The sequence below is a fragment of the Microbulbifer sp. SE14 genome (genome assembly GCF_059834885.1).
This window is the reverse complement of the sequence record NZ_JCBAJA010000043.1, coordinates 1-18,038: the sequence shown is the minus strand read 5'-3', so window position 1 is coordinate 18,038 and position 18,038 is coordinate 1. Positions and strand designations below refer to the sequence as shown.

The window sequence follows — 18,038 nt, the reverse complement described above, 5'->3', positions numbered from 1 at the left end:
ACAGGATACAAGGCTGCCCTCTCCAGCGTATGCACTTCAAGCGGGATAGTGTACTGTGGCGCAACCCGCCGGAATTGAAACGTCCCCAATAACAGTAACAACCGTCCAATAATCAGCCGTGTCCGAGTCTCCCCCAACCTCCAAGGCCGCCCTCCAACTGGGCCGGTGGCTGTTCGAACCCCACAGCAATCTCCTTCGGCAGGGCAGCCGCGAGCAGTTGTTGGAACCGCGCCTCAGCAGCCTCCTCGCGTATATGGCCCGGCACCCCGGACAGCCGCTGGGCAAGGGCGAACTGCTCGAGACCCTGTGGCCGGGCAAGGTGGTCAACGAGGACAGCCTGACGGTGGCGATCAGCCAGTTGCGCAAAGCCCTGGATGACACCCCCCGGCGCCCCACCTATATCAAGACCCTGCCGGGAACCGGCTACCAGCTGATCGCGCCCTGCCAACCCCTGGAAGCGCGGCCATCGCACATCCGTCGATGGCAGCTGCCCGCGGCGATTTCCGCCCTGATGTTGGCGGGCGTGTCGATCTGGCTCGCGGCCGCCCCCGGGGACGAGCCGGCCCCGGAGCCGGCCGCCGCCCTGCAACAGGCGCGCGCGGCGCTCCGGGGAAGCGACGGCGATGCCTGGCGCGGTGCCATAAACCCGCTGCGCGAACACCTCGAGCAGGCGCCGGGGGAGGCCGCCGCCTACACCCTGCTGGCGGAAATCAAGATGCGGCTGCTGGGCGAACAGGTTACCGCGGCGGTGCACTTCGACGAGCTGCACGGCCTGCTCGCCCGCGCCCTGGCGCTGGACGGGACCGATTGGCGGGCCCACCTGCTGATGGCAGACCTGCTGTTCTGGCAGGGGCGCAACCCGCGGGAAGTGGAGCGGCACTACCGCCGCAGCCTGGCGCTGGCACCGCAGCGGGGCCGGGCCCATTTCCAGTTCGCCCAATGGCTGCTGGCCCGCGGCCGCTTCGCCGAGGCCCGCGCACAGATCGAGGAAATGCGCCGCCTGGAGCCCCTCAGCTACCCGGTGCCGAGCGTGGCCTGGATACTCTATATGCAGGGCCGCTACGACGAGGCGAAAGAGGAACTGGCCCGCATCGCCAGTACCGAGCCCGAGCGGCGCGACTACCACAGTTCCGCCTACAAGCTCTACGCCACCCTCGGCGAGGAGGAGACCGCCTTCGCACACCTGCTCTGGTTGATGCGCGATGCGGAAATGGCGGATGGTGACCTGCAGCAGGCGGAGCAGGCTTTCCACCGCGGCGGCTTGGCGGCGGTGGACGCCTGGCTGCTGGCGAGCAGGGAGGAGGCCGACCTCGGCCAGTACCGGCCGCCCCTGTCCTGGGCGCGCTACGCCCTCGGCGCTGGGGATACCGACGCGGCCATGGCGTTCCTGGAACAGGCCCATGCCGCACGCCAATCTCCCCTGCTGTGGCTGGCGGTGGACCCCAAGTTCGCCCCGCTGCACGGGAACCCACGCTTCGCCGCCCTGCTTCAACGCACGGGCTGGGAGTGAAGGAATCGGCGCACCCTACGGGCTCCTTAAGCCTTCTTAAGGATTCTTCAGCGGCCCTTCAGGACGGCCGCCGCCGGCTTCCGCGAAACTGGGGGTTCCATAACCTTAGGAACCCGATATGTTCAGACTCTGTCTCACCCTGCTGCTCGCCCTCGCCGCCGGCCCCGCGGCTGCCACCGACTGGCCCGTCTTTATGGGCGACCCCACCCACAGCGGCCGCGCCGATACCGATAAGGACTTGAGCCGGCTGCAACTGGAGTGGCGTTTCGAACTGCACTCTGAAACCCGATCCTCGCCGGTAATCGCCGGCGGGCAGCTGTATATCGGCGCGGAGAACGGCAACCTTTACGCCGTCGACCTGGAGAATCGCCAGTTGGCCTGGATATTCCACAGTCGCGGCGGCTTCAGCGGTGCCCCGGCGGTGCACGGAGAACTGGTATACGCCCTCAGCCGCGACGGCCATCTCTATGCCCTGGACAGGAACACCGGCGAGGAGCGCTGGCGCTTCGCCACCGGTGGTGAGCACTACTTCTCCGCTCCCCTGCTCTACGGCGTGCGCCGCGGCCCCCAGGGCCAGCAGCCGGTGCCCGACCCCTGGGACTTCTACCTCTCTTCCCCGGTCGTCTGCGAAGGAAAGCTCTTCTTCGGCAGCAGCGACCAGCGCCTCTATGCACTCGAGCCCGAAAGCGGCGAATTGCAGTGGTCCTTCAAGACCGGCGGCTTGGTGCACAGCGCTCCCGCCTGTGCCGGCGGCAAGGTCCTGGTATCCAGTTGGGACAGCCGGCTCTATGCCCTCGACGCAGAGAGCGGCAAGGAAGTCTGGCGCTTCGCCGGCGAGAGCGAACAGCAGCACAGCATCTGGCTCGGGTTCCAGGCCAGCCCGGTGGTGGACAGCGAGCGCGTCTACCTGGGCTCCCGCGATGGCCACGCCTACGCCATCGACCTGGAGAACGGCGAGCGGCTCTGGCGCTATGACGCCGAGCGCTCTTGGGTGATCACCACCGCCACCTTCGACGAAGAACGCCTCTACCTGGGCACGTCGGACACAGGCCTGCTGCTGGCGCTGGACAAGCGCACCGGCGAAGAGGTCTACCGCCGCGACCAGGGCGTGTGGGTCTATGCCTCCGGCCTGCTCGCGGGCAATGCCCTGGTCATGGGCGACATGAAAGGCGAACTGTTCGCCCTCGACGCCCGCAGCGGCGAACCGCTGTGGAGCTACCGGGATCCCCAGAGCCTGCTCGACCCCTACGGCGTGCTGGACCGGGAGGGCAGATTCGACGGCAAACGCCTGTACGGCAGCGAGGGCAAACTCTACTCAGCCCTGGAGCATATAAAGCGCCTGGGCGCCTTCCTGGCCACCCCCGCCTGGCATCGCGAGCGGCTGATTGCCGCCAACACCAGAGGGGAAATACTGGTCTTTCACTGAGTCTCCTGCCGGAGATGCCGGGACCCCGCCCGCCTGATCGCCGCTGCTTGGAGCGCCGCCCAAGGTGGAAAACCGATGTCCGGGATCGCGAGCCTTGCTTTAAAACGCCATCAATAGAGATAAGTCGCGGTACCGATTGCAATCAGCTCTTCGGCATTGTTCCGCAGTTCCATCCGCGTCACCACCAGCTTGTTGCCGGTGCGCAGTATGGAGCCGTGGCAGATGAAATGCTCTCCCCTGCCCGGTTTCAGGTAGTCCACGCGCATGTCCACGGTGCCGAGCTTGGACAGCCGCTCGGTCTTCTCCTGCCAGTCGATATCCCCCAGGCGCTGGTAGGCGGCCACCATGGCGGTGAGGCCGCCGACGGTGTCCAGGGCGGTGGCGATGACACCGCCGTGCAGGATGTTCTTCCAGATATTGCCGATCAGCTCCGGGCGCAGCTCGAAGGACGCGGAGAGGGTGAGCTTTTCCAGGTCCAGCTCGCGCATCTCCAGGCCTATCTGGCGGTTGAAGGGGATCTGCTCGAAGAAGCCCTTTACCAGTGCCCGGAATTCGCTCGGGGAGGGCTCGGTCACAGGCGCATCACCCGGTTCAGTCCGTCCAGGGCCGCGCTGCGGTAGGCCTCGGCCATGGTCGGGTAGTTGAAGGTGGTGTTGACGAAATAATCGATCACATTGTTCGGCGCCGGCTGTTTCATGATCGCCTGGCCGATATGCACGATTTCCGCCGCCTCGGCACCGAAGCAGTGAATGCCGAGAATCTCGTGGGTCTCGATATGGAAGAGGATTTTCAGCATGCCCACCCGCTCGCCGGAAATCTGCGCACGGGCCGTATGCTTGAACAGGGCGCGGCCCACTTCGTAGGGCACCTTGGCGGCGGTCAGTTCCGACTCGGTCTTGCCGACGGAGGAGATCTCCGGCAGCGTGTAGATGCCGGTGGGCGCATCCTCGATCACCCGGTGGCCGCGGCCGGCGATGGCGGCGGCCACGGCGCGGCCCTGGTCGTAGGAGGCGCTGGCGAGGCTGGGCCAGCCGATCACGTCACCCACCGCGAAGATATTTTCCACTTCGGTGCAATAGTGCTCGTCGACACTCAGCTGGCCGCGGTGGTTGGCGTCCAGGCCGACACTGTCCAGGCCGAGCCCGCTGGTGTTGCCGGTGCGGCCGTTACACCACAGCAGCGCGTCCGCGTGGATGCGCTTGCCGGACTGCATCTCCATGATCACACCGCTGTCGGTGGGCACCACCTTGGCGTACTCCTCGCGGTGGCGCACTGTGACGCCCATATCCCGAAGGTGGTAGCTGAGGGCATCGGAAATCTCGTCGTCGAGGAATTCCAGCAGGCTGCCGCGGGTATTGATCAGGTCCACCTTGACGCCCAAGGCGGCAAAGATGGACGCGTATTCGCAGCCGATCACGCCGGCGCCGTAGATCATGATGGAGTGCGGCGTGTGCTGCATATCCAGGATGGTGTCGCTGTCGTAGACGCGCGGATGGCCGAAATCCACATCGCCGGGTCTATAGGGGCGCGAGCCGGTGGCGATAATGAATTTTTCCGCGCTGACTATTTCGGTGGCGCCATCCGGCAGCAGCACTTCCACACTGTTGGCGTCGCGGAATTTGGCCTCACCGATGATCAGTTCGACACGGTTGCGGGCGTAGAAGGCGGTGTGCATTTCCACCTGGTAGGAGATGACCTTGTTGACCGTCTGCATCACTTCCGGAAAGGTCATTCGGCGCGGTTCACCCAACGCGCGGAAGACACTCTGGGTGTTGTAGCGCATCAGCTGCTTGACCGCGTGGCGCAGGGCCTTGGAGGGAATGGTGCCCTTGTGGGTGCAGTTGCCGCCCACCGCGGGGCGCTTCTCGATCACCGCCGCGCGCATGCCCTTCTTGGCCGCACTCATGGCCGCGGCCTCGCCGGCGGGGCCGGAGCCGATTACTACCAGATCGAATTTTTGCTCTGCCATCTGCAAGCTCTGTTTTATTGGTTTAATTCGTTTGCCTGTAGGAGCGGCCGTTGGCCGCGATCGGATTCAGAAGCAACCGCCAAGATCGATCGCGGCCAAGGCCGCTCCTACAAGGGCTTTTCCCGAAGGAGAGGTCCTTAGCGTTTGCTGGCATCGTAGGCCAGGTCCGCCTGCTGCCGCGCCAGCTTCTGGCGCTGCTGCTCTTTTTCACATTCCTTGTCGTCACCGCCGCAGATCTCACAGCCCTCTTTCAGGCCGAGGGTATTGAGACCACCGCAGGAACCCTTCAGTGGCTTGTTCTGCAGTATGGCGCCCAGGGCCATGCCGGTGACGATCAGCAGCATGGCAACGAAAGCAAGAATAAATACTGTCACTTCTCAGTCCTCTCCAGGTAGGGCGCAAAGGCACTGCTGTAGCGCTCCTCGAAACCCGCGTCGGTTTTCACCAGCATAAAGATTGCGAGATTCTCCCGCTCTGCCAATTCTAATCCGGCCTCGGCGCCGAGCACATTCAGCGCCGTGGCCAGGCCGTCCGCCTCGGCGCAGGTGTCCGCAATCACGGTGACCGAGGCCAGGCGGTGCCGCAGCGGGCGGCCGGTGCGCGGATCCAGGCTGTGGGAATAGCGCACGCCGTCGCGCTCATAATAGTTGCGGTAGTCGCCGCTGGTGGCGACGGCCTTGCCGCTCACCGAAATCGGCTCCTGTACCACGCGGCCGGACGGATTAGGGCTCTCTATGCCGATGCGCCAGTCCTTCCCCTTGGGGTTTTTGCCCAGGGTGCGCAGCTCACCGCCTATCTCCACCAGGTAGTTGCGGATGCCCTGCCCTTCCAGCAGCAGCGCCACCCGGTCGACGCCGTGGCCCTTGGCGATGGCCGACAGGTCTATCTGCACCGGGCGGCTGCGGGTGATGCGGTCGGGATTGCGCTCGACCTTCAATGCATCGGAGCCGACCTGCTGCAGCAGTTCCCCGATGGCCGCGTCGCTGGGAATATTTTCCGGTTCCGGCTGCGGGCCGAAGCCCCACAGGTTCACCAGCGGGCCGACGGTGACCTCGAAGGCGCCCCCGCTGCGGCGGTGGATATCCAGGGACAGTTCCACCACATCGGCCAGGTAGGCGCTGACCGGCACCGCCTCGCCCACCGGGCCGCGGTTGAAGCGCATCAGCTCGGAGTCGTCGATATAGGTCGACATCTCCTGGTTGACGGCGCTTAGGGCGCCGTCAATAAGGGTTTGCAGCTGTGCCCTGTTCACATCCGGTGGCACATCCACCACGGTGATGTGGTAGGTCGTGCCCATGGTCGGGCCAGAGAACTGCCAGGTCCTTTTCGCCGGCGCGCAGGCGGAAAAAATTACAGAAATAAAAAGCAAAAACAGGGCCGTAAAAAGAGACCCTGTTTTCGCATTTTTATAATTAAATTGCCCCAGCAATTTAATTACCCCCCGAAGTCGTCCAGCAGGATGTTCTCATCCTCTACACCCAGGTCCTTGAGCATATTGATGACTGCGGCGTTCATCATGGGCGGTCCGCACATGTAGTACTCGCAGTCTTCCGGCGCCGGGTGGTCCTTGAGGTAGTTCTCGTAGACCACGTTGTGGATAAAGCCAGTGTAACCGGTCCAGTTGTCCTCCGGCTGGGGGTCGGACAGGGCCACGTGCCACTGGAAGTTGTCGAACTCTTCCTGCAGGCCGTTGTAGTCGTCCTCGTAGAACATCTCGCGCAGGGAGCGGGCGCCGTACCAGAAGCTGATCTTGCGTTTGGAGTGCAGGCGCTTCAGTTGGTCGAAGATGTGCGAGCGCATCGGCGCCATGCCGGCACCACCGCCGATAAACACCATCTCGTTGTCGGTTTCCTTGGCGAAGAACTCACCGAAGGGGCCGTACACCTTGATCTTGTCGCCCGGCTTGAGGCTGAACACATAGGAAGACATCTGGCCCGGCGGCACACCTTCGGTGCGCGGCGGCGGGGTGGCGATGCGGATGTTGAACTTCACAACACCCTTCTCTTCCGGGTAGTTGGCCATGGAGTAGGCGCGCACCACCGGCTCGGTTACCTTGGACTCCAGGTTGAAGAAACCGAAGTGCTCCCAGTCGCCGCGGTACTCTTCCTCGATGTCGAAATCGGAGAATTTCACGTGGTGGGGCGGCGCCTCCAGCTGCACGTAACCGCCAGCGCGGAAGTCGACGTTCTCGCCCTCCGGCAGCTTCAGGGTCAACTCCTTGATGAAGGTGGCCACGTTGGGGTTGGACTCCACAGTGCACTCCCACTGCTTCACACCAAACACCTCTTCGGGCACCTCGATCTCCATGTCCTGCTTCACCGCAACCTGGCAGGAGAGGCGCTTGCCCTCCTTCGCATCGCGCGGGGTGAAGTGGGCCGCCTCGGTGGGCAGCATGTCGCCGCCGCCGGCCTTGACGACGCACACGCACTGGGCGCAGCTGCCGCCGCCGCCACAGGCGGAGGCCAGGAACAGGTTGTTGGCCGCCAGGGTCTGCAGCAGTTTGCCGCCGGCGGGCACGGTGAGGGTCTTCTCACCGTTGACCAGGATGTTGACGTTGCCGGTGTTTACCAGGCGCGAGCGGGCGACGAGGATCACCGCCACCAGCGCCAGCACTATGACGGTAAACATGGCTACGCCGAGGATAATTTCCAAGTTCATACGATCTTACTCCCCCGCTTAGATATCGATGCCGCCGAAGGACATGAAGCCCAGGGACATCAGGCCGACGGTAACGAAGGTGATGCCCAGGCCCTTCAGGCCGTCCGGGACGTCGCTGTACTTCAGGCGCTCGCGAATACCCGCCAGGGCGGTGATGGCCAGGGCCCAGCCGAGGCCGGCGCCGAAGCCGTAGGCGACGCTCTCACCGAAGTTGTATTCGCGCTCCACCATGAACAGGGAGGCACCCATGATGGCGCAGTTCACGGTGATCAGCGGCAGGAATACACCCAGCGCGTTGTAGAGCGCCGGCACGTATTTATCCAGGAACATCTCCAGGATCTGTACCAGCGCGGCGATAACGCCGATGTAGGACAGCAGGCCAAGGAAGCTCAGGTCCACGTCCGGGTAGCCGGCCCAGGCCAGGGCGCCGTCTTTCAGCAGGTAGGTGTAGATCAGGTTGTTGACCGGCACTGTCAGGGTCAGTACCACGATCACCGCCACACCCAGGCCGATGGCCGCCTCGATCTTCTTCGATACGGCGAGGAAGGTGCACATACCGAGGAAGAAGGCCAGCGCCATGTTTTCAACGAAAACGGCGCGGATAATCAACGAAATAAAATGTTCCACGATCAGGCCTCCTGCGGTTGCGCCGGTAGCGGTTTGGAGTTGGGCGCGATCTTGAACTCGTCCTCTTCCACCTGCTTGGGTTTCCAGGTGCGCAGCGCCCAGATGAACAGGCCGATCAGGAAGAAGGCGCTGGGCGGCAGCAGCAGCAGGCCGTTGGGTACATACCAGCCGCCGTTGCTGACTGTCTGCAGGATTTCAGTGCCCAGCAGCTTGCCGGCGCCGAAGAGTTCCCGGATCACGGCCAGGCCGATCAGGATCACGCTGTATCCGAGGCCGTTGCCGATACCGTCGAGGAAACTCGGCAGTGGCGGGTTCTTCATGGCGAAGGCTTCCGCGCGGCCCATCACGATACAGTTGGTGATGATCAGGCCGACGAATACCGACAGCTGCTTGGAGATGTCGTAGGCCACCGCCTTGATCACCTGGTCCACCAGGATTACCAGGGATGCGATCACGGTCATCTGCACGATGATGCGGATGCTGTTCGGGATCTGGTTGCGGATCAGGGACACCGCCACGTTGGAACAGGCCACAACGCTGGTCAGTGCGATACACATGACCAGGGTGACCTGCAGCGAACTGGTCACCGCCAGCGCGGAACAGATTCCGAGGATCTGCAGCGCAATCGGGTTGTTGTTGAATACCGGTTCGAGCAGAGTATCTTTGACTTTCATGTTTACGCCTCCCCTGCTTTGAGGTTTTTCAGGAAGGGACCATAGCCCTCGCTGCCCAGCCAGAAGTTGACCAGATTGTCGACGCCGTTACTGGTCAGGGTCGCACCGGACAGGCCGTCCACCTGGTGTTCGGCATTCGGGCTGTTCGGATCGACACTGCCCTTGATCACGTCGATGGCCACATTGCCCTGCTCGTCGTAGACAACTTTGCCGACCCACTGGGCCTTCCAGTTGGGGTTGTCCACCTCGCCGCCCAGTCCGGGGGTTTCCTTGTGCTCGTAGAAGCCGAGGCCGGCGACCGTCTTGAGATCGCTCTCCAGGGCTAGGAAGCCGTACAGCTGGCCCCAGAGGCCGTAGCCGCGCACCGGCAGGATGATGCGCTGCAGTTCGCCGTTCTTTTCCACCAGGTACACCTCCTTGGTGTTTTCCCGGCGGATGATCTTGGCCTTGTCCTGCTCCGGCGGCAGCTTTTCACTCGCCTCGGCAATCTTGGCCGCGGCGCGACCGCTGCCGCCGGCCGGGGCCTCATCGGTGAACTTGCCGGTGCGCAGGTCCACATACTTGATGGTCACGCTTTCGAAAGCCTTCTCGACTTCCGCCGCGCTGGCCTTGGCGTCTGTGATCAGGCCGCCGGCCAGCAGTACGTTGCGCTTCATATCCAGGGCAGCGTTGGCCTGTTGCGCCGGTTTGAGCATCACTGCTGCGGTGGAAACCACCACCGAGCAGACGAGGCACATCACCAGGGCCACCAACAAGGTGCCTTTTACGGAATCTTTATTAGCCACGTGCCAACCTCCGTTTGATATGGGACTGCACCACGAAGTGGTCAAACAGCGGTGCGAACAGGTTGGCGAACAGAATCGCCAGCATCATGCCTTCCGGGAAGGCCGGGTTCACCACGCGAATTAATACACACATCACCCCGATCAGGATGCCGTACCACCAGCGGCCGGTATCGGTCATGGCCGCAGATACCGGGTCGGTGGTCATGAAGATCAAGCCGAAGGCGAAGCCGCCCACCACCAGATGCCAGTGCCAGGGCACATTGAACATGGGGTTGGTGTCGGAGCCGATCATGTTGAACATAAAGGCGGTGGCCATCATGCCCAGCAGGGTGCCGGCGACGATGCGCCAGCTGGCGATTTTCATGAACAGCAGTATCGCGCCGGCGATCAGAATCGCCAGGGTGGAGGTCTCGCCGATGGAGCCGTGCATATTGCCGAGGAAGGCATCCATCCAGGTCAGCTGGCCGCTGGGCACGCCCACGGCGCCGTTCTGGATGCCCTCGCTGGCCATGACGGACAGCGCGGTCGCACCGGTATAGCCATCCACCGCGGTCCACACGGCATCGCCGGACATGGCCGCCGGGTAGGCGAAGAACAGGAAGGCGCGGCCGGTCAGTGCCGGGTTGAGGAAGTTCTTGCCGGTCCCGCCGAAGACTTCCTTGCCAATCACCACGCCGAAGCTGATGCCCATGGCCACCATCCACAGCGGCAGGTCCGGGGGACAGGCCAGTGCGAACAGGATGGAGGTGACGAAGAAGCCCTCGTTCACCTCGTGGCCGCGGACCGCGGCGAAGAGCACTTCCCAGATACCGCCGACCACGAAGGTGACGAAGTAGATGGGCAGGAAGTACATGGCCCCGTGAACGAAGTTGTCCCACAGGCTGTTGGGATCGTAACCGGACAGGGCGCCGATGATGGCGTGGCGCCAGCCGGCCAGCTCCGGGTTGGCCATGCCTTCGATGATGGTGTTGGCCTGGAAGCCGACGTTCCACATGCCGTAGAACATCGGGATCATGGCGCAGGCCCAGACACTGATCATGATGCGCTTCAGGTCGATGCCGTCGCGCACATGGGAAGTGGTCTTGGTGGTGTCCGCGGGCTGGAACAGGCCGGTGTCCACCGCCTCGTAGAGGGCGTAGAACTTTTCGTATTTGCCGCCCTTGTGGAAGTGCGGCTCAATGGAATCGAGGAATTTGCGCAACATCCTTAACCCTCCTTCTCAATACGGGTCAGGTTGTCCCGCAAAATGGGGCCGTATTCGTACTTGCCCGGGCACACGAAGGTGCACAGCGCGAGATCTTCTTCGTCCAGTTCCAGCGCACCCAGTTGCTGGGCGGTGGCGGTGTCGCCGACGATCAGTGCGCGCAGCAGCTGGGTCGGCAGCAGGTCCAGCGGTACCACGCGCTCGTAGGTGCCGATTGGCATCAGCGCGCGTTCGGAGCCGTTGGTGCTGGTGGTGAAGGGGAACTTGCGGTCCTTGAACAGGCGCGAGAAGTAGATCGGCAGTATCGAGAAACGCTTGTTGCCCGCGCGCATATAGTGCAGGAAGGGACGCTCGCGACCCTCTTCCAGCACGCTCACCTGGTTGTGGTAGCGGCCCAGGTAGGCCAGCGGGCCGGCCGCGGTGCGCCCCCCGAAAACGGAGCCGGAAATCACGCGGTTGTCGTCACCGCTGGTCTCGCCGGCGGTCAGCTCGTCCAGGCTGGCGCCCAGGCGGGTGCGCAGCAGGCGCGGCTTGCTGGCGCGCGGGCCGCCCAGGGCGACGACGCGGTCGGTGAACAGCTTGCCGGTGGTGAACAGCTTGCCGACGGCAATGACGTCCTGGTAGTTGATGGTGAACACACTGCGACCGGGCTTGACCGGGCTCAGGAAGTGGATGTGGGTACCGGACAGACCCGCCGGGTGCGGGCCGGCGAAGGCCTCGCGGCGGATGTTGTTGGCGTTCGGTACCGGCACATCGGCGTCCGGCGCGGTGCAGACGTAGGTGACGTCCGCCAGCTTGGAGAGGATTTCCACACCCTGGGCGAAGGCGTCGCGCTGCTCGGCGATCACCAGCACCGGATCCGCCGCCAGCGGGTTGGTGTCCATGGCGTTGATGAAGATGGCCGCCGGCTCGGCGTCCAGGGCCGGCACCTTGCTGTAGGGTCGGGTGCGCAGCGCGGCCCAGAGCCCGGACTCGACCAGATTCTCCACCACCTTCTCGCGGGTCAGGCCGGCCAGCTGGTCGGCGCTGTAGGCAGTGAACTGCTCGGCCTCGTCGCCCTCTATCTCGATGACCACGGACTGCAGCACACGGCGGGCACCGCGGTTGATCGCCACAACACGACCGGCAGCGGGTGCGGTGTAGCGCACGCCTTCGGTCTTCTTATCGGTAAACAGCAGCTGCCCGAGTTTGACGCTATCCCCCTCGGCCACCGCCATGGTCGGCTTCATCCCGTGGTAATCGGGGCCGAGCACAGCGACGGTCCTGAGTGCAGGGCCATCGTGGATGACCTGCTCGGGCGCGCCGGATATGGGTAAATCCAATCCCCGACGGATCTTTCTCATACGCCTATGCCTAAGTTTCTAGTTTGAAAATATGCAATGCAGCCCGCAGACCGGGTCGCGGCCAGACATCGGCCGGCGCTCCGATCGGCGAGCCACATTGAGGAATTCTCGCGCTGCGAGGGCTTATGCCGCTTAATCCCGGGTTCGGGTAAGGAGAGAACTTCTCGGCGCACGGCGGCCCCGCCAAAATCGCGCGCATTATAAAGATGGGCTTGGGGGTTTACCAGTGCGGAAGCGGCCGAAATGGGCAAGGGGGAGGAAAATTTTGCAGCAAAAACAGGGGGTTGAGTGGATAGTGGCCGGCAGTCAGCCCTTCTTAATAGGCCTCGGGCGGCCCTGCCGCCGGGGGCTTTTCGTGGGACACGCCGTGAATACATCCCTGCAGGCTTGGCAGCGAGGTCCCTCTCGCTGACAGTCCCGCAAAAAGCCCCTGCCGTCAGGGCCTTCGTATTAGGCTCATCCCCGAGTCCCGAGTCCCGAGTCCTGAGTAGCTTAGTCCTGCACCGGGAACAGCTTGTACTTAACCCCGGCCATATCCTCCAGGCAGCGCACCACCTGGCAGCTGTAACCGAACTCGTTGTCGTACCAGCAGTAGAGCACCGCATTCTTGCCATCAACAATGGTGGCGATGGAGTCGAACACACAGGCGCGGCGGGAGCCGACGAAATCGCTGGACACCACCTCGGGGGAGTTGGTGTAGTCGATCTGCTGGCGCAGCGGCGAGTGCAGGGCCACATCGCGCATATACTCGTTCAGCTCTTCCTTGGTGGTCTCCCGCCCCAGGTTCAGGTTCAGGATCGCCATGGAGACGTTCGGGGTCGGCACGCGGATGGCGTTGCCGGTCAGCTTGCCCTTCAGTTCCGGCAGCGCCTTGGCCACCGCCTTGGCGGCGCCGGTCTCGGTCAGGACCATGTTCAGCGCGGCGGCGCGGCCGCGGCGCTCACCCTTGTGGTAGTTGTCGATCAGGTTCTGGTCGTTGGTATAGGAATGCACCGTCTCCACGTGGCCGTGCTCCACGCCGAACTTGTCCATCATCACCTTCAGCACCGGCACTATGGCGTTGGTGGTGCAGGAGGCGGCGGAGAGAATCTGGTCTTCCGGCTTGATATCGCCGTTGTTGATACCGTAGACGATATTCTTGATGTCGCCCTTGCCCGGCGCAGTCAGCAGCACCTTGGCGGCACCCCTGCTTTCCAGGTGCTGGCTCAGGCCTTCCTCGTCGCGCCACACGCCGGTGCTGTCGACGACGATGGCGTCGTGAATGCCGTGCGCGGTGTAATCCACTTCCTGCGGGGAGTTGGCGTAGATGATCTTGATCTCGTTGCCGTTGCAGATCAGGGTGTTGGTGTCCTCGTCGACGCGGATGGTGCCCTTGAAGGCACCGTGGACGCTGTCCCTGCGCAGCAGGGAGGCGCGCTTGACCAGGTCGTTGTCGGCCTTGCCCTTGCGCAGCACTATGGCGCGCAGGCGCAGCACGTCGCCGCTGCCGGCCTTGTCGATCAGCAGGCGCGCCACCAGGCGGCCGATGCGGCCGAAACCGTAGATGACCACATCGCGCGGCTCCGGCAGCGGCTTGCCGGCACCCACGGCGCCCGCCAGCTCTTCCCTGACGAATTCGTCCACGGACAGGCCGCGATCGTCGCCCATGTACTTGTTGGTCAGGGTACCCAGGTCGATATGCACCGGGCCCAGGTCCAGCTTGCAGATGGCCTCCAGTACCGGGAAGGATTCGAATTCGGAGAGTTCGTTCTCCTCCACCTGCCGCACGAAGCGGTGTGCCTTCATGATGCTCAGCACGGAGCGGTTAACCAGGTTGCGGCCGTACATATAGACACCGACGTTGCGCTCGCGATTGAGCTTGCCAATCATCGGGATCATGGATTCGGCCAGCGCTTCGCGCTCCTTCCAGTCCTTGAAAAAGTCCGCGGGCTTCGGTCGCTTCTGGGTCACAGTCAGACACCTCTGCAATGTGTTAAATAGGCAGGAGTTGCGCGGCCTGCGGGACAGCCCCGGGCCGCGTGGCTGCGCAATATAGGCATTGAACCCCGGGTGCGCAACCGGACAAAAAAACGGCAAAAATCTGTAGTAAAACTACCAATTCACCGCCCGCAGTAACCGGCCCTTTTCTGTGACCTGAGGGCCGCCTTCCCTTGCCGTGACTGCACCGACAGGAGTTCACCGTTACAATAGCGTCCCCCGAGCCCAGCTCCGACCGAAAGCGCGGATTTATAAGGAAAGATGACCGAAATACACCCCCTGTCCCCTCCGGACTTTCGCAGTTCCAGTGACCGGCAATTCTGGGGGCAGCTGCACGGCGCGGCGGCCTCCCTGGCAATCCTGAGTGCGGCCCGCCGGGCCGACTCCCCCACCCTGCTGATCACCCGCGACAGCCTGGAAGCGCACCGATTGGAGGTGCAGCTGAAATTTTTTAACAAAGGCGGGAGAGATGGTGGCGACGACACGGAGCTGGAAATCTTCCACTTCCCGGATTGGGAGATACTGCCCTACGACACCTTCTCGCCCCACCAGGACATCATCTCTGACCGCCTGGCCACCCTCTACCGACTGCCGCAGATGGGCCGCGGCATCGTCATAGTGCCGGTCAGCACCCTGATGCACCGGCTGCCACCGCGGGACTACGTGGCCGGCAATGCGCTGATACTGCAGGAGGGGCAGCAGTTCGACATGGACGTGCAGCGCCGCCTGCTGGAACAGGCCGGCTATCACTGCGTGGACACCGTCTACGAGCACGGCGAATTCGCGGTGCGCGGCTCGCTGATGGACATCTACCCGATGGGCAGCCAGTTACCCTATCGCATCGACCTGTTCGACGACGAGATAGAGTCCCTGCGCACCTTCGACCCGGAGAGCCAGCGCACCGTCGACAGGGTGGACAGCATCCACCTGCTGCCGGCGCGGGAGTTCCCGCTGCACAAGGCGGCGCTGTCGGAGTTCCTGCAGAATTGGCACGAGCAGTTCGACGGCGATCCCAGCCAGGTGCCCATCTACCAGGATATCGGCGCGGGCATTGCCCCCGCCGGTATCGAGTACTACCTGCCGCTGTTCTTCGGCGACCATCGGTGCGCGAGCCTGTTCGACTACCTGCCGGAAAACAGCCAGGCCTTCCTGCAGGGGGACATACAGCAGCCGCTGGAGAACTTCTGGCGCGAAGTCGGCAACCGCTATGAGAGCCGCCGCGGCGACCTGACCCGCCCGATTCTGCCTCCAAGGCAGATACTGCTGGACGTGGCCGAGTTCAACGGCGCCCTGAAATCCATGCCGCGGGCGATCTTTTCGACGGAGACACTGCCCCAGGCTCAGGGCAACTACAACTTCGCCAGCGAGCCCCCGCCCCCATTGCCGGTGGACGGCAAATCCGAGCAGCCGCTGGCGGCGCTGGAGAGCCACCTGATGGAGTACTCCGGGCGGGTGCTCTTCTGCGCGGAGAGCGGCGGCCGCCGCGAGGCGCTGCTGGAACTGCTGGACGGCATACGCCTGCAGCCGGCGCAGTTCAACAGCTGGGCGGAGTTCCTCGCCAGCGGCGAGACCTACGGCATCACCGTGGCGCCGTTGGACCAGGGCCTGAAGCTGGCGGAGCCGGCCATCGAGCTGATCGCCGAGCCGCAACTGTTCGGCGAGCGGGTCATGCAACAGCGCCGGCGCAAGAAGGCCGTGGACGACGCCGAAATCGCGGTCAAGAACCTGGCGGAACTGCGCATCGGCGCGCCGGTGGTACATATCGATCACGGCGTGGGCCGCTACCGCGGCCTGCAGCACCTCGAGATCGATGGCCAGCCGGCGGAATTCCTGACCCTGGAATACGCCGACGAGGCCAAGCTCTATGTGCCCGTCTCCAGCCTGCACCTGATCAGCCGCTACTCCGGCGCCGACGAGGCGCTGGCGCCGCAGCACCGCCTCGGCAGCGAACAGTGGCAGAAGGCCAAGCGCAAGGCTGCGGAAAAGGTACGCGACGCCGCCGCCGAACTGCTGGATATCTACGCCCGCCGCGAGGCCCGCGTCGGCCACGCCTTCGCCGATCCGGGGCTCGCCTACCGCGAGTTCGCCGCCGGCTTCCCCTTCGAGGAGACACCGGACCAGCAGCAGGCCATCGAGGCGGTGGTCGCGGATATGCTGTCGAAAAAGCCAATGGACCGACTGGTCTGCGGCGACGTGGGTTTCGGAAAAACCGAAGTGGCGATGCGCGCGGCCTTCGTCGCCGCCCACGCCGGCAAGCAGGTGGCCATGCTGGTGCCCACCACCCTGCTCGCCCAGCAGCACTTCCAGTCCTTCCAGGACCGCTTCGCCGACTGGCCGCTGAACGTCGAGGTGATCTCGCGCTTCCGTTCCGGCAAGGAGGTGGACAGCGTCAAGGAGAAGGTCGCCAGCGGCAAGGTGGATATCCTGGTCGGCACCCACAAGCTGCTCTCGAGCGACCTGGACTTCAAGAATCTGGGCCTGCTGATCATCGACGAGGAACACCGCTTCGGCGTGCGCCAGAAGGAGCGCCTGAAGAGCCTGCGCGCGGAGGTGGACATTCTCACCCTGACTGCGACGCCGATCCCGCGCACCCTGAATATGGCCATGGCCGGTATCCGCGACCTGTCGGTGATCGCCACGCCGCCGGCGCGGCGCCTGTCGGTGAAGACCTTCGTGCGCGAGCGCGACGACGCCCTGATCAAGGAGGCGGTGCTGCGGGAGATACTGCGCGGCGGCCAGGTGTACTTCCTGCACAACGAGGTCAAGAGCATCGAGCGCATCGCGCGGGAACTGCAGGAGCTGGTGCCCGAGGCCCGCATCGGCATCGGCCACGGGCAGATGCGCGAGCGGGAGCTGGAACAGGTAATGAGCGACTTCTACCACAAGCGCTTCAACGTCCTGGTCTGCACCACCATCATCGAGACCGGCATCGACGTGCCCACGGCCAACACCATCCTGATCGAGCGCGCGGACAAGTTCGGCCTGGCCCAGCTGCACCAGCTGCGCGGCCGCGTGGGCCGCTCCCACCACCAGGCCTACGCCTACCTGCTGACGCCGAACAAGCGCGCCATGACCGCCGATGCGGTCAAGCGCCTGGAGGCCATCAGCGAGGCCCAGGACCTGGGGGCCGGCTTCACCCTGGCCACCCACGACCTGGAGATCCGCGGCGCCGGCGAGCTGCTGGGCGAGGAGCAGAGCGGCCAGATCCAGAGCGTCGGCTTCAATCTCTATATGGAGATGCTGGACCGGGCAGTGAAGGCGATCCGCGCGGGCAAGACACCCAATATCGACGAACCGCTGGAATCGCCGGCGGTGGACGTGAACCTGCGGGTGCCGGCGCTGATCCCGGAGGACTACCTGCCGGACGTGCACGGCCGCCTGATGATGTACAAACGCATCGCCAATGCCGCCGACAGCCAGGAGCTCAAGGAACTGCAGGTGGAAATGATCGACCGCTTCGGCCTGCTGCCGGAGCCGGTCAAGCACTTGTTTCGCACCACCGAGATCAAGCTGAAGGCGGATTCCATGGGCATCCGCAAACTGGAGGCCTCGGCGGCCCGGGGACGTATCGAATTTGCGGACAATACCCGGGTGGATCCGCTGACGCTGGTCAAGATGGTGCAGACGGAGCCCGGCCGCTACCAGCTGCAGGGAGCCAACCAGCTGAACTTCAGCCTGGACGAGGACGGCCCCGACCAGAGGCTGCGGCAGGTGGCCGGAGTGTTGGAACGGCTGGCGCAGTGATACTATTTCTGGACTCGGGACTCGGGACTCGGGACTCGGGACTCGGGACTCGGGACTCGGGACTCGGGACTCGGGACTCGGGACTCGGGACTCGGGACTCGGGACTCGGGACTCGGGACTC

The 18,038-nt window shown here is 64.0% G+C and carries 14 protein-coding genes; 3 read left to right on the top strand and 11 right to left on the bottom strand.

The annotated features are described in order from the left end of the window. The first annotated feature begins 118 nt into the window (after nt 1-118). Nucleotides 119-1,510 carry a winged helix-turn-helix domain-containing protein gene (locus tag AC6R19_RS21290; protein WP_500581893.1) on the top strand — a complete coding sequence of 464 codons (1,392 nt, stop codon included), beginning with the start codon at nt 119-121 and terminating at the stop codon, nt 1,508-1,510. A 118-nt stretch (nt 1,511-1,628) separates the two neighbouring features. Beyond that, on the top strand, nt 1,629-2,936 hold the full coding sequence (locus AC6R19_RS21285; RefSeq protein WP_500581892.1) for an outer membrane protein assembly factor BamB family protein: 1,308 nt from the start codon (nt 1,629-1,631) through the stop codon (nt 2,934-2,936). Nucleotides 2,937-3,046: 110 nt separating this feature from the next. On the opposite strand, the gene AC6R19_RS21280 is transcribed toward AC6R19_RS21285, so the two are convergent. The 11 genes from AC6R19_RS21280 to AC6R19_RS21230 form a co-directional block, all read right to left on the bottom strand. Continuing rightward, the gene (locus AC6R19_RS21280) at nt 3,047-3,511 is read right to left on the bottom strand and encodes a thioesterase family protein (RefSeq protein WP_500581891.1); all 465 of its coding nucleotides are present in this window, start codon (nt 3,509-3,511) and stop codon (nt 3,047-3,049) included. Continuing rightward, complete coding sequence (gene sthA, locus AC6R19_RS21275) at nt 3,508-4,905, bottom strand: Si-specific NAD(P)(+) transhydrogenase (protein WP_500581890.1); 1,398 nt, start codon at nt 4,903-4,905, stop codon at nt 3,508-3,510. Before sthA ends, AC6R19_RS21280 begins: the two co-directional genes overlap by 4 nt. A 137-nt stretch (nt 4,906-5,042) precedes the next feature. After that, nucleotides 5,043-5,279, bottom strand: a complete 237-nt coding sequence (nqrM, locus tag AC6R19_RS21270) for a (Na+)-NQR maturation NqrM (RefSeq protein ID WP_500581889.1) — start codon at nt 5,277-5,279, stop codon at nt 5,043-5,045. Continuing rightward, nucleotides 5,276-6,202 (bottom strand): FAD:protein FMN transferase, encoded by a 927-nt coding sequence (locus AC6R19_RS21265; RefSeq protein WP_500581888.1) that lies wholly within the window; start codon nt 6,200-6,202, stop codon nt 5,276-5,278. Before AC6R19_RS21265 ends, nqrM begins: the two co-directional genes overlap by 4 nt. A 137-nt stretch (nt 6,203-6,339) precedes the next feature. After that, entirely contained in the window at nt 6,340-7,563 is a 1,224-nt protein-coding gene (nqrF, locus tag AC6R19_RS21260) for an NADH:ubiquinone reductase (Na(+)-transporting) subunit F (RefSeq protein ID WP_500581887.1), read from the bottom strand. An 18-nt stretch (nt 7,564-7,581) separates the two neighbouring features. Continuing rightward, nucleotides 7,582-8,190 (bottom strand): NADH:ubiquinone reductase (Na(+)-transporting) subunit E, encoded by a 609-nt coding sequence (gene nqrE / locus AC6R19_RS21255; protein WP_500581886.1) that lies wholly within the window; start codon nt 8,188-8,190, stop codon nt 7,582-7,584. Nucleotides 8,191-8,192: 2 nt separating this feature from the next. Further along, nucleotides 8,193-8,864 (bottom strand): NADH:ubiquinone reductase (Na(+)-transporting) subunit D, encoded by a 672-nt coding sequence (locus AC6R19_RS21250; protein ID WP_500581885.1) that lies wholly within the window; start codon nt 8,862-8,864, stop codon nt 8,193-8,195. 2 nt (nt 8,865-8,866) lie between these two features. Further along, nucleotides 8,867-9,649: a Na(+)-translocating NADH-quinone reductase subunit C gene (locus AC6R19_RS21245; RefSeq protein ID WP_500581884.1), complete on the bottom strand. Its 783-nt coding sequence runs from the start codon at nt 9,647-9,649 to the stop codon at nt 8,867-8,869. Continuing rightward, entirely contained in the window at nt 9,642-10,853 is a 1,212-nt protein-coding gene (locus AC6R19_RS21240) for an NADH:ubiquinone reductase (Na(+)-transporting) subunit B (protein ID WP_500581883.1), read from the bottom strand. The genes AC6R19_RS21245 and AC6R19_RS21240 overlap by 8 nt, the downstream gene beginning before the upstream one ends. 2 nt (nt 10,854-10,855) lie before the next feature. Beyond that, nucleotides 10,856-12,196, bottom strand: coding sequence for a Na(+)-translocating NADH-quinone reductase subunit A (locus AC6R19_RS21235; RefSeq protein WP_500581882.1), 1,341 nt, complete (start codon nt 12,194-12,196; stop codon nt 10,856-10,858). Between the two features lie 492 nt (nt 12,197-12,688). Then, nucleotides 12,689-14,152, bottom strand: a complete 1,464-nt coding sequence (locus AC6R19_RS21230; protein ID WP_500581913.1) for a glyceraldehyde-3-phosphate dehydrogenase — start codon at nt 14,150-14,152, stop codon at nt 12,689-12,691. Between the two features lie 282 nt (nt 14,153-14,434). Between AC6R19_RS21230 and mfd the strand changes: the two genes are divergently transcribed. Continuing rightward, on the top strand, nt 14,435-17,917 hold the full coding sequence (mfd, locus tag AC6R19_RS21225) for a transcription-repair coupling factor (protein WP_500581881.1): 3,483 nt from the start codon (nt 14,435-14,437) through the stop codon (nt 17,915-17,917). The last annotated feature ends 121 nt before the right edge of the window (nt 17,918-18,038 follow it).

Bases quoted from the DNA above. Each gene is read 5' to 3' on its own strand.
- sthA (WP_500581890.1), bottom strand. From the start codon at position 4,905: ATGGCAGAGCAAAAATTCGATCTGGTAGTAATCGGCTCCGGCCCCGCC.
- AC6R19_RS21285 (WP_500581892.1), top strand. From the start codon at position 1,629: ATGTTCAGACTCTGTCTCACCCTGCTGCTCGCCCTCGCCGCCGGCCCC.
- AC6R19_RS21240 (WP_500581883.1), bottom strand. From the start codon at position 10,853: ATGTTGCGCAAATTCCTCGATTCCATTGAGCCGCACTTCCACAAGGGC.
- AC6R19_RS21265 (WP_500581888.1), bottom strand. From the start codon at position 6,202: ATGGGCACGACCTACCACATCACCGTGGTGGATGTGCCACCGGATGTG.
- AC6R19_RS21235 (WP_500581882.1), bottom strand. From the start codon at position 12,196: ATGAGAAAGATCCGTCGGGGATTGGATTTACCCATATCCGGCGCGCCC.
- nqrF (WP_500581887.1), bottom strand. From the start codon at position 7,563: ATGAACTTGGAAATTATCCTCGGCGTAGCCATGTTTACCGTCATAGTG.
- mfd (WP_500581881.1), top strand. From the start codon at position 14,435: ATGACCGAAATACACCCCCTGTCCCCTCCGGACTTTCGCAGTTCCAGT.
- AC6R19_RS21250 (WP_500581885.1), bottom strand. From the start codon at position 8,864: ATGAAAGTCAAAGATACTCTGCTCGAACCGGTATTCAACAACAACCCG.